At 28.2% G+C, this 17,664-nt stretch carries 14 protein-coding genes; 1 reads left to right on the top strand and 13 read right to left on the bottom strand.

The window, feature by feature from the left end:
- Nucleotides 1-188 precede the first annotated feature (188 nt).
- From Q5O44_RS03920 to Q5O44_RS03875, 10 genes are all read right to left on the bottom strand, one after another.
- Nucleotides 189-1,424 carry a U32 family peptidase gene (locus tag Q5O44_RS03920; RefSeq protein WP_022167084.1) on the bottom strand — a complete coding sequence of 412 codons (1,236 nt, stop codon included), beginning with the start codon at nt 1,422-1,424 and terminating at the stop codon, nt 189-191.
- 182 nt (nt 1,425-1,606) lie between these two features.
- Nucleotides 1,607-2,044, bottom strand: coding sequence for a globin domain-containing protein (locus tag Q5O44_RS03915; protein ID WP_022167083.1), 438 nt, complete (start codon nt 2,042-2,044; stop codon nt 1,607-1,609).
- 163 nt (nt 2,045-2,207) lie between these two features.
- Entirely contained in the window at nt 2,208-3,395 is a 1,188-nt protein-coding gene (locus tag Q5O44_RS03910) for an ABC transporter permease (RefSeq protein WP_022167082.1), read from the bottom strand.
- A complete protein-coding gene (locus Q5O44_RS03905; RefSeq protein ID WP_022167081.1) occupies nt 3,396-4,691 on the bottom strand; it encodes an efflux RND transporter periplasmic adaptor subunit in 1,296 nt (431 codons plus the stop codon).
- Nucleotides 4,692-4,695: 4 nt separating this feature from the next.
- Nucleotides 4,696-5,535 carry a carbohydrate ABC transporter permease gene (locus tag Q5O44_RS03900; protein ID WP_022167080.1) on the bottom strand — a complete coding sequence of 280 codons (840 nt, stop codon included), beginning with the start codon at nt 5,533-5,535 and terminating at the stop codon, nt 4,696-4,698.
- Nucleotides 5,536-5,550: 15 nt separating this feature from the next.
- Nucleotides 5,551-6,414: a carbohydrate ABC transporter permease gene (locus Q5O44_RS03895; protein ID WP_022167079.1), complete on the bottom strand. Its 864-nt coding sequence runs from the start codon at nt 6,412-6,414 to the stop codon at nt 5,551-5,553.
- Nucleotide 6,415: 1 nt separating this feature from the next.
- The gene (locus tag Q5O44_RS03890) at nt 6,416-8,869 is read right to left on the bottom strand and encodes an ABC transporter substrate-binding protein (protein WP_022167078.1); all 2,454 of its coding nucleotides are present in this window, start codon (nt 8,867-8,869) and stop codon (nt 6,416-6,418) included.
- 198 nt (nt 8,870-9,067) lie between these two features.
- Nucleotides 9,068-10,231 carry an SAM-dependent methyltransferase gene (locus Q5O44_RS03885; protein ID WP_022167077.1) on the bottom strand — a complete coding sequence of 388 codons (1,164 nt, stop codon included), beginning with the start codon at nt 10,229-10,231 and terminating at the stop codon, nt 9,068-9,070.
- A 178-nt stretch (nt 10,232-10,409) separates the two neighbouring features.
- Nucleotides 10,410-11,462, bottom strand: a complete 1,053-nt coding sequence (locus Q5O44_RS03880) for a glycosyltransferase (protein ID WP_022167076.1) — start codon at nt 11,460-11,462, stop codon at nt 10,410-10,412.
- 22 nt (nt 11,463-11,484) lie between these two features.
- Nucleotides 11,485-12,567: a glycosyltransferase gene (locus Q5O44_RS03875; RefSeq protein ID WP_022167075.1), complete on the bottom strand. Its 1,083-nt coding sequence runs from the start codon at nt 12,565-12,567 to the stop codon at nt 11,485-11,487.
- A gap of 227 nt (nt 12,568-12,794) precedes the next feature.
- Between Q5O44_RS03875 and Q5O44_RS03870 the strand changes: the two genes are divergently transcribed.
- Complete coding sequence (locus Q5O44_RS03870) at nt 12,795-14,837, top strand: tetratricopeptide repeat protein (RefSeq protein ID WP_022167074.1); 2,043 nt, start codon at nt 12,795-12,797, stop codon at nt 14,835-14,837.
- A gap of 20 nt (nt 14,838-14,857) precedes the next feature.
- Here the strand turns inward: Q5O44_RS03870 and Q5O44_RS03865 are convergent, their stop codons facing one another.
- The 3 genes from Q5O44_RS03865 to Q5O44_RS03855 all read right to left on the bottom strand — a co-directional run.
- Nucleotides 14,858-15,322, bottom strand: coding sequence for a hypothetical protein (locus Q5O44_RS03865; protein ID WP_022167073.1), 465 nt, complete (start codon nt 15,320-15,322; stop codon nt 14,858-14,860).
- 329 nt (nt 15,323-15,651) lie between these two features.
- Nucleotides 15,652-15,795 carry a hypothetical protein gene (locus Q5O44_RS03860; RefSeq protein ID WP_022167072.1) on the bottom strand — a complete coding sequence of 48 codons (144 nt, stop codon included), beginning with the start codon at nt 15,793-15,795 and terminating at the stop codon, nt 15,652-15,654.
- 153 nt (nt 15,796-15,948) lie between these two features.
- A partial coding sequence (locus tag Q5O44_RS03855; protein ID WP_022167071.1) for a hypothetical protein occupies nt 15,949-17,664 on the bottom strand: 1,716 nt, incomplete at its 5' end.

Here is a 17,664-nt window from a genome sequence, read left to right as displayed (position 1 = left end):
AATAAAACAAAACTGCCATAAAAAAAGCAATACACCTACGTGTATTGCTTTTTTTATGATGAATGATGAATGATGATTGATGAATTGCGGAATGAACTTCTAAGAAGTTCAAAAAATATATATTTTCAGAAATTCTACGAATTTCATCCTTAATTCATAATTCGTAATTCATAATTCATCATTTTAACTTAAATAAGCTCTTTTCTAATGAATGAGTTTTTCTCTACTTTGTATGGAACCTTAACTTTACACATCATTCCTGGATGTGGACATGATTCTAATTTGTTACCTTCTAAATCATAAAGTTCTTCTACAACAAATTCTCCACCATCAGAGTTTGAAGAAAGTATTTCTACTTTTTCTCCCATTGAGAACTTATTTCTTTGCTTACATGTAGCTATTTGAGTTTCTTCATCATATTCATGAACAATTGCCACTACATCATATTCTCTTACATGGTTATTTGTTTTGTAAATTATTCCTTCATGCTTTGGTTCATTAAAGAAGAAACCAGTATGATATTCTCTATGGCTTACTTTATACATTTCATCTAATAATGCTTTAGGTAGCTTATAGTTTTCCGGGTCTTCACAATATAAATCTATTGCTTGTCTATATGCCTTAACAACTAGTGCTAAATAATATTCACTCTTATTTCTTCCTTCTATTTTAAGTGATTGTGCTCCTGCTTGCATAAGCTCTGGTATATGCTCAATCATACATAAATCTTTTGAATTCATTATATATGTTCCATGCTGATCTTCTTCTATTGGGAAATATTCATTTGGTCTTTTTTCTTCTACTAGAGAGTATTTCCATCTACAGCTTTGTGCACATGCACCTCTATTAGAATCTCTTCCTGTCATATAGCTTGATAAAAGACATCTTCCTGAATAAGAAATACACATTGCTCCATGAACAAATATTTCTAGCTCTAACTCTGGAGAAATATTTTTACGTATATCCTTAATATCTTGTAATGTGCTTTCTCTTGCTAGTACTACTCTTTCTGCTCCTAGTTCTTCCCACATGTTGCAAGCTGCATAATTAGTTGTGTTTGCTTGAGTACTTATATGTATTGCTAAATTAGTGTACTTTTTAACTAATGCTAGTACACCTAAATCTGAAACTAGAACAGCATCTACACCTACTTCATCTAGTCTTTTTAAATGCTCAATTAAGGCATCTATTTCACTGTTCTTAGGCATTATATTAACTGTACAGTAAATCTTTTTCCCTAAACTATGTGCGTATTCTACTCCTTCCTTCATTTCCTCATATGTAAACTTTTGTGCAGTAGCTCTTAGTGAAAATGCTCCTCCTCCAAAATATACTGCATCTGCTCCATATTGAAATGCAATCTTTAATTTTTCTAAACTACCTGCTGGAGCTAATAATTCAGGCTTATTTATAATCTTTGTCATATGGTATCTTCCTTTACAATTATTTTTTAATAATATCTATTATATATCAAAGAGATAAATTTTTAAATTATATATAAATGGGATGTTTCATAATTATACTGTATTCAAAAAAGGGAATTCAAATACGAATTCCCTTTTTTATTGGCTAGTATCAAATATTATTTTGATACAGCCTCTTTAGATTATTTTCTTGTTTCGTAAATTTCTTTTTCAACTGAAATGAATATATCAGCAATTACTTGGTAAGCTTTTCCCCATGCTTCTATAACTTCATCAGTAGCTGCATCTCCTAATACTTCTTTTATAGTTAATAAAAGGTTTTTTCCTACGATTGGGTAATGTGCAGCTTGGATTCCACTATTGCAGTGAACTTCTCCAATTTTCTTAACTACTGGTAAAATAGCTGGCAGGTTATCTATGTTTTGAGCAGCAGCTAATATTGTCATTGCTAAAGCTTTTGGTTGTTCACCAGAAGCTTGCTTGTCCATATTAAATAAAGGTTTTACTTCTGGATTATTAGCAAACATATTCTTGTAGAAAGTAGTTGTTATTTCTAATCCGTGAGCTTTTAATGCTGGTACTGTACTTTTTATTATATCGATTGTCTTTTGATCTAACATAATTATTTCTCCTCTATCTAATTATTAATTAATAATAATTATTTGTTATTTATTTTATGAATTTAATATATCACAAAGAATTTAAATGTGCAAGTAAAATAAACATTTAATTTTTATTTTTCTATAAATTCTTCAAGAGATTAAAAATATTTTTGCATATTTACTATTGAAGTATTTTTCTCAAAAACCTTTCTCTAATCAAATATGAATATCTATATAATAAATAGTATGGACATATAAGCCATATAACTGCTGAAGAATTATTAATGAATATACTTTCTTTTAATATACAAATAGCCATAAAAGTAATGATGAATAGTGCAAGAATGGCTATAAATAATTCTTTCATAGAGTAAATCTTAATATTTCTCTTATTTACGAAAAATAGTGTTATGGTAATTATAGTGCATAAAGCTATTTTACTTAAATATGAAATTACATAAATATCAATCATATATTTCTTCATATAAATAACATATTTTACCTTATCCATACATTCTTGAAAAAATTTACTCCAATAATCAAAATCAGACCATTTGTTTGGAAGAATATCCACTGGAATAGATATTTTGTATCTTGTTATACAAAAGAATGCAGTTATCCATACTATTATCATCATAATACTAAATATGAACAATACTGGTCTATCTTTAATTTCAATAGCTTTTTTTAAAGCACTACATACTATAATCAATAATATTATTAATGGTAAAAGGCTTGTACACATTTTTCCTAAGTTATAATAAACTGTAGAATTAACGCCATATTCTTTCACACCATATCTCTCACTTATAAGCTTTATATTTTCTATACCATCATTGCTTATATCAATAAGTAATCCTTGAATTTTATCTTTTGAATCACTTTCTGCTTGCATTATTATAGTATCTTCCATTGCTCTATGGATGCCTCTAATAATAAATTCTCTATTATCATAAATAATTGTATTACCTATGACATCATTGCTACCAAAAAGCTTATATGCTGTTTCTTCATCAATTAAGCACCCTTTTATATCATCTTCAAATAATACGGGTCCTTCTGCCACAAGATAAGAGTTGCCACAAATAAATATTATGTTACTTTCTATTGTCCTATTAAAATTATTATTTAATATACTTTGCTTTTCTTTTTCATACCATCCTGTGAAGGCCAGAGGATTATCTTTATCTTTTTCTTCTTGCTGCATCTTATAAATATCAGCAGGAAGATATTCTTCTTTATCAAAATATATATTAAAAGTATTTTTTACTGAAGTTAATCTATTGGTATATCCTATAGATAATACCCAGCATATAATCATAGCCAAAACTAAAGCTATCTTAATTACATGGCTAAATATCCTCTTCATTTATTCTTCCTCCAAACGGACTCTATCGCCTTCTTTTATAGTCTTATTACTGCTAACTATAATTTTCTGGCTATTACTTATAGTACCTTCTGTTAAAGCTGCATAAGTATCATTTTTATCTGCTATAGATACATCAACTCTCACAGCAACTTTTTCTGTCCCTAATATAGTATCCTCTTCTCCTACCACTAATATATAGTATTTATCTTGTCCTTCTTGATGTAATGCTTCCAGCGGCACACAAACTTGATACTTCTTGCTCTTGCTAGACAAAGTAAGGTTTCCACCATCTCCTATTTCTCCTACACCAGTTGGTAATAGTACTGAAACCTTGTAATTATCATCTTCGCCTTTACTTATGCTATCTATAGTTAAATCTCCTATTTCATTATTAGAATTACCTATTTTTAATACTACTGATTGCCCTTGCTTAGCGTATTTTTTTAAATCCTTAGATAATTCTGCTACAAACTTATATCCTGATTCTTTATCTGCTAAATATACTGCACTTCCTGCGCTAGTAACATCACCTGCTACTACTGCTACATTAGTTACAATACCTTCCTTCTCTGAAACAAATTTTCCCTCTGCTCCTTCAATCTTTTTTAGATTTTCAAGTTTCTTTTTAAGTTCATCAGTATTAGATGCTTCTTTAACATCTTCTAAGGCTCTCTTTTCCATTAAAAGATTACTACTTTTATCATTTACAGCTTGATTATAAGCAGTTTTTTTTAAATTATAATCATATTCAATGGCTTCCTTATCTAGTGATTGTTTTTCCTCTTCACTGGCATTATTATATTTATTTACTAAATTTTCTGCTTCTTTATATGCATCTAATGCATCTGAAATTATTTTATCTTGCCTAGATACTGCTAAATTGTAGTCCTCAGTAGCTCTAGATAAATTCTTTTCTTTTTCAGATATTTCATTTTCAACTTGCTGAATCTGTGACTTTAAATCAGTTAAGTCTATTTCAAATAATGTATCTCCCTCTTTGATTTCACTGCCTGGATATACATTTACATGTGAAACCTTTAGATTTTCAATTACATCAATACCCTCTTCTCTATTTTGAATTATGCTTCCATTAGCTTCAACTTCATGGGTAATAGTCATTCCTTTTAATGTTTCAGTCTTTACAATTGGAATCAATAAAGAATCTGCAAATCTTGATAAGATAGTAAGAATAAACATTAATACTAAAAAATAACCTAAAATCTTCAAAGCTTTTTGCTGTAAGGTTTTGTTTTCCTTACTTTTCCACTGATATTTTATTATTTCTTTTATCTTCATATTATCATTCCTTTACTGCTGTTGATGCTATTCCCTGTTCTAGATAACTTTGACCTGCAAAAAATACTATTATTGCTGTTATTAATGTTACAGCAGATGCTACAAATGCTACGTCTGCATTTTCTAAGCCAATGCTAGGCAAATACAATGATAAAGGCCAAAGACTCTTATCCTTTAAAAATGTTAATGGTTGTTCAATTAAATTCCAATATTCTAAAAATCCAAGGATTATTGCTGACATGATTCCAGGCTTTCCTAAAGGTATTCCTATCTTAATAAAAATTTTAAACTCGCTGGCACCATCTAATCTTGCACATTCTATAATACTTTCTGGAATGCTGACAAAAAATCTATACATTATAAATACAGGAAAAGTTGAAAAAACTGCTGGTAACACTATACTCATTACTGTATTTATAAGTTTCATCTTATCTAGCACCAAATATGTTGAAAGCATTGTAACTTGGAATGGCATAAGCATAAGTACTATATATAAAGTAAATAGTAGCTTCTTATGTGGAAATTCATATCGTGCAAATCCCCATGCTGCTGCTACTGATACTAATAACTGTCCTATTAAAATACTAACTGTCATACCTACTGAATTCCAAAACATTACAAAAAATTTCGGTGTATCTAATAAAAGCTCTACATATGATCTTAAAGTTGCATACTTTGGTAGTACACTCCAGGTAACATATCCATTTCCATCATTTAACACAGGTCCTAAATACTCTTTGATTTCTGCAGCTCCCATAATAGATCCTGAAAGTAGAAATACTATAGGAAAACACATTATCATTGCTAAAATAAACAAAAGTAAAGTTATTATCTTCTTTTTCATATTATCTACCTTTCTTTAATCTTCTCTTTCCCAAGCTTTCTGTAATAGTGCTATTAGAATATATATCACTATGGCCATAATAACCGATCCTGCTGACATCTTCCCAAAGGATAAATCTCTAAACCAATTATTAAATAAATGTTGCAAAACATACATACTTTTATCTGGATAATCTCCACCAATAAGATAAGCCTCTCTAAATACCTTAAATGAATTTAAAAGAGATAGCACTGATACTGTATATAATGTAGTCTTCAAATTAGGAAGAGTTATTTTAGTGAAACATTTCCATTCACTAGCACCATCAACTCTAGCTGCTTCGTAAATACTTTCAGATATACAGCTTAAACCTGCAAGCCATAAAACAATATTATAGCCAAGATTTTTCCATATATAACTAAAAACTAATATCCAAAAGGCAAAGTCTGTATTCATCCAGTCAGCTCCATGGCCCCCTAGATTTACTAACCATGCACTTAATGCTCCATTTTCATGAAAAAATATTTTCCATATCAATACTATAGAGGCTATAGGCACAGCCATTGGTATTAAAAAAGCTGTCTTTATTATATAGGCATTTCTTATAAACCTCTGCATTAACACTGCTATTGTAAGAGAGATTATAAGTAATAATGGAATACATATAAAAACAAATTTTAAGGTATTTATTGCAGCTAACTTAAAAGCTGCATTTTTAAATACCTCCATATAATTATGAAAAAATACAAAATCCCTTGTTATTGGACTTTGAAAAGATCGTATAACTACATCTGCAAATGGAATTAAAATAAATATACTTACTCCTATTAAGCTTGGCAGGATAAAAAACAATCCTGCCATTTCATATTTTTTTCTTTTCCTTTTCTTTATCTTTTCCATACTATTCCGCCAATATTAAATCAATATTATCGCCTATACTCTTAACAACTTCATCTAAATTTCCATTTCCATTTGCATATTTATCAAATGCCTTTGACACTTCTTGTAAAACAATAGTATTAACAGTAACTGGAGTCTTTAAACTTTCCACTTCAGATTTAAATATATTGAAGTATTCTTTTGTTGGCCAATACATTTCTAACTCAACTATTGTTCCATTTTCATCTGAAAAGCCCCATGTGCCAATAGATTGACCTTCACTATAAGGTTCTCCATTTTCTCCAACAAAATCATCAGCATATGGATATTCTGACATCTTATCAAAGGCAGCTTTATTAATAGGCAATCCATCATAAGATTCTTTGCTTTGACTTTCTTCACTTAATAAATAGGAAATAAACTTCTTAGCTATTTCTTTATTATCACTTTTTGCATTAATTCCCATTAAGTTTTTTGGTACAAATATTCCAGATGTTTGTCCATTTATTAGAGCATACGTTATATCTTCATTAGCTTTATTTAAAGAATACATTTGTTCTATGAAATCTACTCCACTAATAACTCCTACTGCAAGCTTCTTAGCGGATTCATCCATAATGCTCATTGGACTTAAATAATTATCTAAATAATAAATATCTGTATCCTCACCATATTCATCTATATAATACTGCATACTTTTCTTATATTCTTCATATTGATCCTCATCATAAGTTGCTACATATGCATCATATATTTTTTTTGCTTCCTCTAAAAACTCTTTTATATTATCTTCATTTATTGTATTATCTTCATTTAGCCACGTACTGCCATTAGCATAATAAAGCATACTCACAAGCATTGATGGAGTATACATTTCAACATATTTCTCCTCATTTGCTTTTCCAGAGTTTTCTGCTGATTTAACTAACGCTTCACTTAATGTCTGCAAATCAGTAACTGAGCTTACATATTCAGTTGTTCCTGCCACTACAGGAATTTTAATCTTTGTTGGAATTGAATATACTTTTCCATCTTTATCTGTATATGCATCTATTATATTTTCAAATAATAAATCATTCTTTGTATACTCTTCTATAACATCACTTATATTCTCTAATAATCCTTGTTCAAGATATGATTCTGACATACCATCAAGTAAGATTATATCTGGTCCCTTACCTGCCATTATCTCAGTATTTAAAGTTCTTAAAGCATCTGATTCTGTCACTGCATCCTCACCGGAAATACCAGTTTCAAGCTTAACATATATATCTGGATTTGCTTTTTGAAATAGCACTATATTTTGTCTTATATTATAATCTTCATATAATGAATAAACTGTTATTTGATTTTCTGGTGTCTTTGGTGTATCAGCTGAATAAATAAACTTTATGATACTTGTACCACCTTCATGGCTATTGTAATCTTGTCCACAAGCCAAGAAAGTGTTATCTTTTCCTACAACAAATGCCCTAATATACATATTGTCATCACCTATTGAGCTTAATGTTCCTTCTACAATTTGCTCTACTTCTTTGCTCCCCAATTCATATTTATAAAGCCCTGTGGTATTGCTATAATATATAGTCTTATCATCATCTGAAAATATATTAGAAATACCATAGAATTTAGAGTTATTTTCATATAATACTTCACTTTCTAAAGCCTCTATGTTTCCTAGTTCTTTACCACTTTCTAAACTATATTCCTTTACGGAAGTATCTCCAAGAACTAATAAAGAATCTCCTAAAGTAACAAAAGCATTAATATATGAATCGTCTAAGACAAATTCATTTTTCATTTCACCACTAGCTGGATCTAATTGATATATCATTCCATTATCATTGGAAAATACAATATCTCCATTATTAGCAAACTTAAAAGTATAATAATAGTATCCTCCATAGTACATTTCATCATCTTCTGACTCTTCCTCTGCACTTTCAGATATTTCATCTAAAGAAATATCATGTATACTTCCTTCAGCATCTATAAAAGCATATTTATATTCTGGCTCATAATATTTATCATCCTCTACAGCATCCTCTGACTCTTCTGCACTATCATCTAAAGCTTCCTCTTTTAAATTTTCGCCTTCTTCATATTCTGTATAATCATAAAAACAGTATGAAATAAAAATCTCTCCATCTTTTGATAAAATTGCATTATTCACTGATAGCATGTCATTTTCTGAATCACCTTGTGGTAAATTTATATCTTTTCTATTCCAGCTTTTACATTCATCTTCTGAAATATAAAGCTCAATTTCATTTTCACCATAAGCTAGCATTCCTATAGTTCCATCTGCAAGAACTCTTAAATCTCTTACATCATAAATCCCTTCAGGTGCATCATAGAATTCTTCTATATATCTTCCCATTTCTGATGTATCACTTGTTTTAGTACAGCCAAACATACTTAAGGCAAATATACTACTTAAAGCTATTAAGGCATATTTACTATTTACTTTCCCCATAAACTCCCTCCAAATGTTAGTAATATTTTGATTTTATCATAGTATTTACAAAAAATATACAATATTGTAATTATATTTGATTTTTGTATAATAATATATACTTAGTGTAAATGCTAATTATTGATATATTATTACATAATTATTACAACTTAATTACATATAAAAAGCTTCCAGTAGCTAGAGCTACTGGAAGCCTTTTTATATTATTTCGTCTTCTTTTAGTAATTTATATAATGTAGGATTTACATTAAATTCTTTAATTAATGAATTAACTTCATTTAGAGACTTAGCCTGTTTTTCTTTAGATATATTCGCCTTGGATGCCCTTATTAAGATATTTTTAGGTGAATGTGCAATATCAATAAATTCTAGTAATTGAGTCTTATATCCTGCACATTCTAAAAGGTTTGCTCTTACACTATCTGTCATTAAAGCTGCAATTCTCTCTTGTACTATACCATACTTAGTCAATATTGAAAGATTTTCACTTTTCATTTGAGTATTAAATTCATGCTGGCAGCATGGAACTGAAAATATCATTTTTGCATTCCATTTTATAGCATTATATAAAGCATAATCTGTTGCTGTATCACAAGCATGAAGGGTTATAACCATATCTACTTTGTTATTATACTTATATCCATTAATATCACCTAATTCAAAGCTTAAATTTTTATATCCATAGTTTTTAGCAATATCATTACATTTCTTTATTACATCTTCTTTTAAATCTAATCCAATCATTTTTACATCGATTTTTTTTATTTCTACAAAGTAATAATATAAAACAAATGTTAAATATGATTTTCCACATCCAAAATCTAATATTGTAAGTTCTTTATAATCATTTTTCTTTATTTCATCATCAATTATTTCTATGAATCTATTAATTTGCTTGTATTTATCATATTTAGAATTTATAACTTTTCCTTCCTTAGTAAATACACCTAAATCAATTAAAGGCTCTATGATCATGCCTTCTTTAAGTATGTAATTCTTTTCTTTATTATGTCCCTTTTTAGCAAGCTTTTCATTATTGCCACCTTTTTTGCTACAATGTACTTTTCCTTTTTTAGAAATCTTCACATCATATGTAGTTACATTTGACCAGGCCGTAAATTGTTTATAATTTCCTACTGTATATTCTAATACGGCAGTTTCAATTTCCTCTAAGGATATATTTTCATGAAATACCTGTTTATCTGTAAACTTTTCAATTTGGTAATATTTTTTAGTTTTATTTTCCTTTAAAAGAATATTTATCTTATTATATTTTACATCTTTGTTGGACTTATTACTTATAACTAATTTTATTATTTCTTCACTGAAGATATCATTAATTATTTTTTTTAATTCTTCCATAAATTTAGTTCACCTTTTCCTTTTTAAATATGCTATCTTTATTATATCCATGATTTTATTTAATTCAAAGCTATTAATCCTATAATTTTTAACAAAAAATTAAGCACAAATAAAGCAAGTAAAAATAAAAAAGAGGTTTCCCTCTTTTTTAATAATTATTATCAAAATATTAAACCTTTTATTCTAACTCTTTTATAATTGCACTTTCTATATTTGAAATAACTATATCATCACTAAATTTTTCCACAGATGATATACATACTTGTTGTAAAGGTAATGCTATTTTATTGGTGATTATATTATTTATTATTTCTGCAACCTTAAAATAATCATTTTTATCAACAAGCCATCCATTAATTCCATCCTGGACTATATCCATAGGACCTCCGCATCTAGTAGCTATAACTGGTATACCTTTAGATAATGCTTCTGCTAAGACCATAGCAAATCCTTCTGTATTTGAAGTTGAAATACATATACTAGCTTCCTCTACAGATTCCCAAGGATCTTCTTTCCATCCACTCCAACTTATATTTTCATTTATTCTTAATATTTCAGCAGCACTTTCTAACACTTTTCTTTTACTACCATCACCAATTATGGTAGCTTTCCATTTTCCATTTATTTTGTTTAAGGCATGCAAAAGCATAAATAAATTTTTTTCTTCTTCAAGCCTACCAATACTTAATATTTTAAAAATACCATCTTGAGGCCTTTTTATAATGTTCCCCTTCTTTATACTAATTGGATTGTTCACTAAATATATATTTTTTCCCTTATCATAGCTCCTTATTCCATCACTAACTGCTGAACTTATTGCCAAATGTGCCTTAGCATAGGTTATCAAATATGGATCTCTATAAATATTTATATCTCCATGGAGCCAAGATAAAATAGGTATTTTTTTGTCAGTTCTTGCTGAATTAAGCCCTAAACTACATATATAGCTTTGAGATGGTATATTACCTGCAATACATACATCTGGATATCCTATTTTCTCCATAAGATGTCTATAGCCTTCTCCTAAATTTTCATAAGATTCACTTTCTATTCCATTACCATAATAATAAACCTCTTCTAAAGAATCTATCCATTTTACATAGGGAGGAGCATATGCCATCATTACCCTTACCCTATGACCTTTTTTCCTAAGACCTTCAGATATCTTTGTAGTAACAGTTTCTACACCTCCTCGTCCTCCAACATAGTATAATGCTATATCTATTAACATCTTTTTTCACCTAATTTCTTTATCATAAGCGTGTAAAGCCATAGAATTTATAATAAGTTTTTATTATTACTTCCTCTATTTTATTTATAACTACTTGTTCATCAAATTTCTGTATTGAATCAATACAAACTTCTGCTTTAGGTAAAATATATTTACCATTTTGAATATTAGACAATATCTCTGATAATCGCATATAATCCCCTACTGGGTATAACCATCCATTAACACCTTCAGTGACCATATCTTCAGGACCACCACACTTAGTAGTTACCACTGGAATCCCTCTAGCTAAGGATTCTGCTGTAGTCATTGAAAATCCCTCATATAATGATGAAATCACTGTAACAGATGCCTCCTTAACAATATTCCAAGGGTTCTCATGCCATCCAGCCCACTGGATATTTTCATTAATTTTCTTTGCTTCTGCTAAAGCTCTTAATGTAGAATAGTGACCTCCATCCCCAACTACTATAAGCTTCCACGGCTGTTTCAAAAGCGCTAATGCATTAATTAACGTCCCAATATCTTTCTCTGGGCTAAGTCTTCCTACTGATACTATAGTCAGCATTTCTTTTGGTCTATCTATAATATCTACATTCTTTACCTGCACTGGATTTCCCACAACATATATATTCTCTCTATCTAGAGCCACAGCTAAATCATCGGCTAGCTTATTACATAATGCCATATGCGAATTACTGAAACTTAAAAATTCTCTACCTCCATAGGCACTTACAGGTCCATGTAACCAAGAAATCTGTGGAACACCTCTATATGATTTTCCATTTAAGGCAATATTGCAAATATAGCTTAAATTTGTGGATTGAGTTGCTATAGCTATATCTGGTTTCCCCTTTTCTTCAATAGCCTGTCTATATTTCATTGCATATTTATATAATCCTGAATTTATCATAGAAAAAGGAATATCTTCACCATAATAATATATTTCATCAAAATTTCTTTCCCATTCAATATATTCTGGCCTATATGCTTGAAATACTCTAACTCTATGCCCTTTCTTAACTAATCCTTTATATACCTTTGATATAACATTTTCTAATCCACCTCTACCTATGGCATAAATAAGAACTATATCAATTAGCATATATGGTCTCCCCTTATTAAATTTATAATTATTATCTGACAATTTAATATATGTTTTTTGACCAAATTTTGTACGAAATGGATATAAATTATATTTGTTTTTTACTTATTATTTTAAAATATCTACTTTATATTTATATAATTATGAATTTTTAATAACAATTTCCATTTTTATACAATTTATGTTATGATAATTATATTACTTTTTATAGAAGAAAGGAGTATTATATGAGTTGTTGGACTATACTGGAAATTAATCCTACAAAAGATTTAAAGGAAATAAAAAAGGCATATTCAAGATTAATAGAGTGCTATAACATTGAAAAAGATACTAATGAATACACCATTCTGACAAATGCTTATGTAAAAGCAATGTCACTGGTAAATACTTCAGTAAAAGATATGTCTAAATGCTTATCTAACAATTCAATGGACTATACTTATGAAAATATTAAAAGTTATTGTGATGACTCATTAGATAATAAAAATTACATATCTGATTTTAATTATAGACTTAACTATATATACACCAATCCAACCTTAAGATTTAGCATTGATAGTTGGGTGGAATTATTAAAGTCTTATATGTTTATCAATAAAGATCTACTGAGTATTTTAGAAAAAGATTTAATAAATTATATTTTTATTCATAGATATATACCTCATGAAATATTTTTACTTTTTGATAAATATTTAAAATTTAACCAAAGAGAATCAGAGCTTTATGAGAAATATCCAAAAAATATGGTTGATTTTCTGCTACAAGAAATAAATCATCCTCTTAATTTGAGCTATAACTATCTTTCAACCATTAGTAAGGATAAAATAGAAGAATATCTTGAACTTAGAGAAAAAGCATTTATTTATAGTAGTGATAAAAATGTTATTGAATATCTTAGTAAGGCCTATTCTATCTACGCTTATGACCTAGATTTATTAAGACTTCTTGGCACCTATTATCTTAATAAAAATGATACCATAAGTGCATTAACATATTTTAGAGAAGCTTTAGAAATAAATAGCTCTGATATGTACTGCTTAGCAAGCTTTGGACATCTTTTAGTAAAAACGAAACAATATGCTAAAGCAATACTTTATCTTGAAAAATATACATCAAAATTAAAAAATCATCTTAATATTAATGCATTAACTGATTTAGCTTTAAGCTATTACTATTCTTATGAATATTTTAAAGCTTTAGATTTATTTCAATTATTAAGTAAACTAACACCACAAAATACAACTCTTAATAAATATATTAATGCTATCAAAGAGAAAATTGAAAATGTACCTAATGATAAAATTACTCCATCACCAATGTATAAAAGATTTATTACTTCAAAAGAAACTATACTTATTAATAAATTAAATGAAATTTATACCAAATTCCAATTAAGGATAGATATTGATAACTGGAAAAACTTACTAAGTTATCAGATATTCTCTCTAGAAGAACTTTCCTTTTATATTGAACAAATAATCATTGAATATCTAACAACTCATAAGTTCATCCCTAATGAAGTGTTTATCTTATTTTCTAATCACTTCAAATGGCTAGATAGAAAAAAAGAGCTTTTTCATATGTATACTAATTTAGATATCAATATTCTTTTCAAAAATTTATATGAGCTAAATCCATTATCATATAGCCATTTAAAAGACATTGATGATGAGACTTTAAACCACTATCTTGAATTAAGAAGTCTTGCATTTTATTCATTAGATAATAATATAAATGAAACCCTTAATTATTTATCTGAAGCATACAAGATTTATTCCAATGATTATGAATTTTTTAGGATTTATGGTGATTATTATTTATCATTAGATAAATATGATAAAGCAGAAAAATACTTTACTAAGTCCCTTTCCTTAAATGATTTAGATTATTATTCCATGTATAGGCTTGGTATTATTTTTTCTCAAAGACAGGAATATTCTAAAGCTCTTATCTATCTAGAAAAGCTTTCTTTAATAAAAAAAGATATCTATTTTATTCATTCAGAAGAATTCTTAATGGAAATTGCTTTATGCTATTACTATACTAATAATCTTATTCTTGCAAAAAAATATTTTAAAAAACTAAGACTTATTAATAACAGCCTTCATTTTATAGATATTTATTTAAAAAATATAAATTATAGATTAAATGGCGTCAATAAAAAAGCAATTCCTATTTCTGTTATTTCTAATCCTAATTATAATGATGAGCACATTTTTTTAAAATTATTTAAAAACTCCAAGCGAAAAATCTCTTTATTATTTACTTAAAAAAATAAGATATAGTAATACTATATCTTATTTTTATCCTCTTCAATTTTGCAATGCTCACAACATATTGCTTTTTCACATTCTAAAGTATTTCCACTAAGGATTACCTTGCTTCTTGCTAAAGTCCTGCAAGTATTTTTCATATGATAACTTTTACCATTTGGTGTCCAATAGACTATAACTTCTTTTTCTTTTGGAATTTCAATACTTTCATTGCTTTCAACTTCTTTTTCTACGTCTTCATTAGCTTCAACTTCCACTAATGGTGCTTCATTTATTACTTGTCCAGTTTTAATATTATTTTCATCTTTCTTAATATTAATTTGCTCTTTTTCCTTAACTATTTGCTTTTTACTTTCATCTTTAAAAATTCCTAATGGAAGACTAGTGACTATAGTTATAACTGTATCTCTATGAAAAAGATCTTTATTATATAAAAATAAAATTAATATTAAAACTACTATTAACGAAAGTATAACAATCATTTTCCAAGTACCTTTCCTCTCCTTAATATTTGCCGTTAGCTTTTAACATAATAAATATTATCATTATTCATTATATTGCATTTATTAAAAATTTAAATAGGTTTATAAAAAAAACATGTTGTAAATAAGTGGAACCTTCAATTTTTTCTTGAAGGTTCCCTACTTTTTGTCTTCATATTATACTTGACTATATTCACTGCATAGGTATCACATTTTTTGAAATTTTCCACAACAATATTATATACAAAAAAGGGAATTCGAATACGAATTCCCTTTTTTATCGACTAGTATCAAATGTTATTTTTATACAGCCCCTCTTTAATTGATAATTATTGTTTTCTATTATAACTATATATTTTAAAACCAAACATCATAAGTATAACTGCAACAACAATTACAAAAGCACTATTAATTCCTCCTGTAACAGGCAGTTTATTGTGTTGTTTATCTTTATTATTTTGATTTTCAACCACAATTACCTGATCTTTATTACTATCTTCTACAGTATCTTTTAGAGTACTATCATCGGAAATTTCACTATCTTCTCCTGGAGTGTCATTTTCATCACCTGGATTTTCATTATTATCATCTTCTACAAAAGAATCTTTATCTTTTAAAAGCCATAACTATGTACCATAGAAAGGATTAGCTGTTCCTAAAAACAGTCCTTCTTCAGTAGCTTGGAAAGTTCTTAAGCCATGATTATATTTATCATTAAACCCGTTTCTTGTTATTACCTGAAAATTAACTCCATCTTCCGAAACTAATAAATCGAATCCTTTAGTTGCATTTTTACAATATTCATTAATTGCAAAATAGCATTTTATATTATTTATATTGATTATAGATAGTATTTCTTCTATTTCTGATATTATATCATCAGTTAAGCTTTCTTTTGTCTCTTCATATAAAGCTTCTATTTCATAATACATATCAATTATTGATTCATTAGTATTTCTTGCTTCAGTATTATTTACTGCTGTTTCATCTAAATTATTTTCCAATAAATCTAAAGCACCAACTAATTCATCTATAGAGTTAGTATTTGCATCATAAAGCTCTATCTGCTTTTCTTCCGTTACCAAATTAACATCTTTACTTATTAATAATTCTATTAACTCTTTAACTAAATTTAACTTTCTTATAAATTCATCCTTAGGCATATTAATTAGCTCGCCATTTGTTAATTGTGTAAATCCATTAAGTAATGTTGATGCATCAAATGTTCCAATAAATAGTTTTCCGTTATATTCACCCATTCTCCAAACATATTGATTCATTGGATCATCAAACCCAGGTCCCATATTTCCTATTGGTCCTGCTACAAATTCTTCATTAGGCTGACCTACAACCATTTCTATATTTTCATTTTCATCCATTCTATATAAATTTACTGCATTCACTAAATCATTATATACAAGTTCAAAATTCCCATTATTAGGTATTTCAGCTAAATCTAACATCGGATCATTATAATTTCCAATATACAAATAATTATCATAAACAAATAAGTTTCCTGCTCCAGATTCTTTAACACCTAAGCCAAAATCATAAAGAGCTCCCTGATTCTTATCTCCAATAATCATTTTCCATGACCAAGTTCCATCTTCTTCTTTGCTTCCTCTAAACATAGCAAATCCTTGTTTATTGTTTACTAAAGTATCTGGATCTGTTTTAGATGTAACGATACTGACATATAAGTATCCATTAAAAGATACTATATCCCATATTCCCCCACCATTTATTCCATCTCTTTTATAACATGCTGGTAAATCTAGAAATGTATCTTGATTTGCTATTTCTGTCCACTCACCTGATGATGGATTTGATGTTGTAAGAATCCTTACTCCTTTTATATCTGAGGTATCACTACTCATAGACATTATCAATTGATTATCATAAACATATAAGCCTCTTATCCCTGTTGAAAATGCACTATCTAAAGCAGTACTTTCAAATACCACATTTGATGTATTATTTATTGGATCTATTTCCACAAGGTTATTAGTTGGATATCCAGAACCTACAAAATATAATTTGTCATTAAATTCTGCTGCCATCCTATAACCAGCCATATTATTCCTACCTGCTGTATACTTATATACAATTTCAGCATCATAACTTTCCTTATTAACTTTTACTATCACTGGTGATGTCTGAGATATTCCTTCTGTATACATAGCACCATCATACATTAGTTCTATTAATTTACTTGCAATTTTAGCTGCCTTTTCAGCATCCATTCCTTTACTAGTTAAGTTGCTTATAACATTTCTATAATATATTCCTGCTATTGGATTGTAGCATGTCCCAATATATATGCTATCTCCATACTCAATCAT

Source organism: Clostridium sp. CAG:221 (assembly GCA_000435835.1).
Lineage (GTDB): Bacteria > Bacillota > Clostridia > Clostridiales > Clostridiaceae > Clostridium.
Note: the sequence above shows the minus strand (reverse complement) of the source record. Positions and strands in the feature narration are given on the sequence as shown.

What these genes read in the sequence shown, in the direction of transcription:
- Q5O44_RS03890 (WP_022167078.1), bottom strand. Translation starts at nt 8,869, where the DNA reads ATGGGGAAAGTAAATAGTAAATATGCCTTAATAGCTTTAAGTAGTATA.
- Q5O44_RS03915 (WP_022167083.1), bottom strand. Translation starts at nt 2,044, where the DNA reads ATGTTAGATCAAAAGACAATCGATATAATAAAAAGTACAGTACCAGCA.
- Q5O44_RS03875 (WP_022167075.1), bottom strand. Translation starts at nt 12,567, where the DNA reads ATGCTAATTGATATAGTTCTTATTTATGCCATAGGTAGAGGTGGATTA.
- Q5O44_RS03905 (WP_022167081.1), bottom strand. Translation starts at nt 4,691, where the DNA reads ATGAAGATAAAAGAAATAATAAAATATCAGTGGAAAAGTAAGGAAAAC.
- Q5O44_RS03920 (WP_022167084.1), bottom strand. Translation starts at nt 1,424, where the DNA reads ATGACAAAGATTATAAATAAGCCTGAATTATTAGCTCCAGCAGGTAGT.
- Q5O44_RS03910 (WP_022167082.1), bottom strand. Translation starts at nt 3,395, where the DNA reads ATGAAGAGGATATTTAGCCATGTAATTAAGATAGCTTTAGTTTTGGCT.
- Q5O44_RS03865 (WP_022167073.1), bottom strand. Translation starts at nt 15,322, where the DNA reads ATGATTGTTATACTTTCGTTAATAGTAGTTTTAATATTAATTTTATTT.
- Q5O44_RS03900 (WP_022167080.1), bottom strand. Translation starts at nt 5,535, where the DNA reads ATGAAAAAGAAGATAATAACTTTACTTTTGTTTATTTTAGCAATGATA.
- Q5O44_RS03880 (WP_022167076.1), bottom strand. Translation starts at nt 11,462, where the DNA reads ATGTTAATAGATATAGCATTATACTATGTTGGAGGACGAGGAGGTGTA.
- Q5O44_RS03895 (WP_022167079.1), bottom strand. Translation starts at nt 6,414, where the DNA reads ATGGAAAAGATAAAGAAAAGGAAAAGAAAAAAATATGAAATGGCAGGA.
- Q5O44_RS03885 (WP_022167077.1), bottom strand. Translation starts at nt 10,231, where the DNA reads ATGGAAGAATTAAAAAAAATAATTAATGATATCTTCAGTGAAGAAATA.
- Q5O44_RS03870 (WP_022167074.1), top strand. Translation starts at nt 12,795, where the DNA reads ATGAGTTGTTGGACTATACTGGAAATTAATCCTACAAAAGATTTAAAG.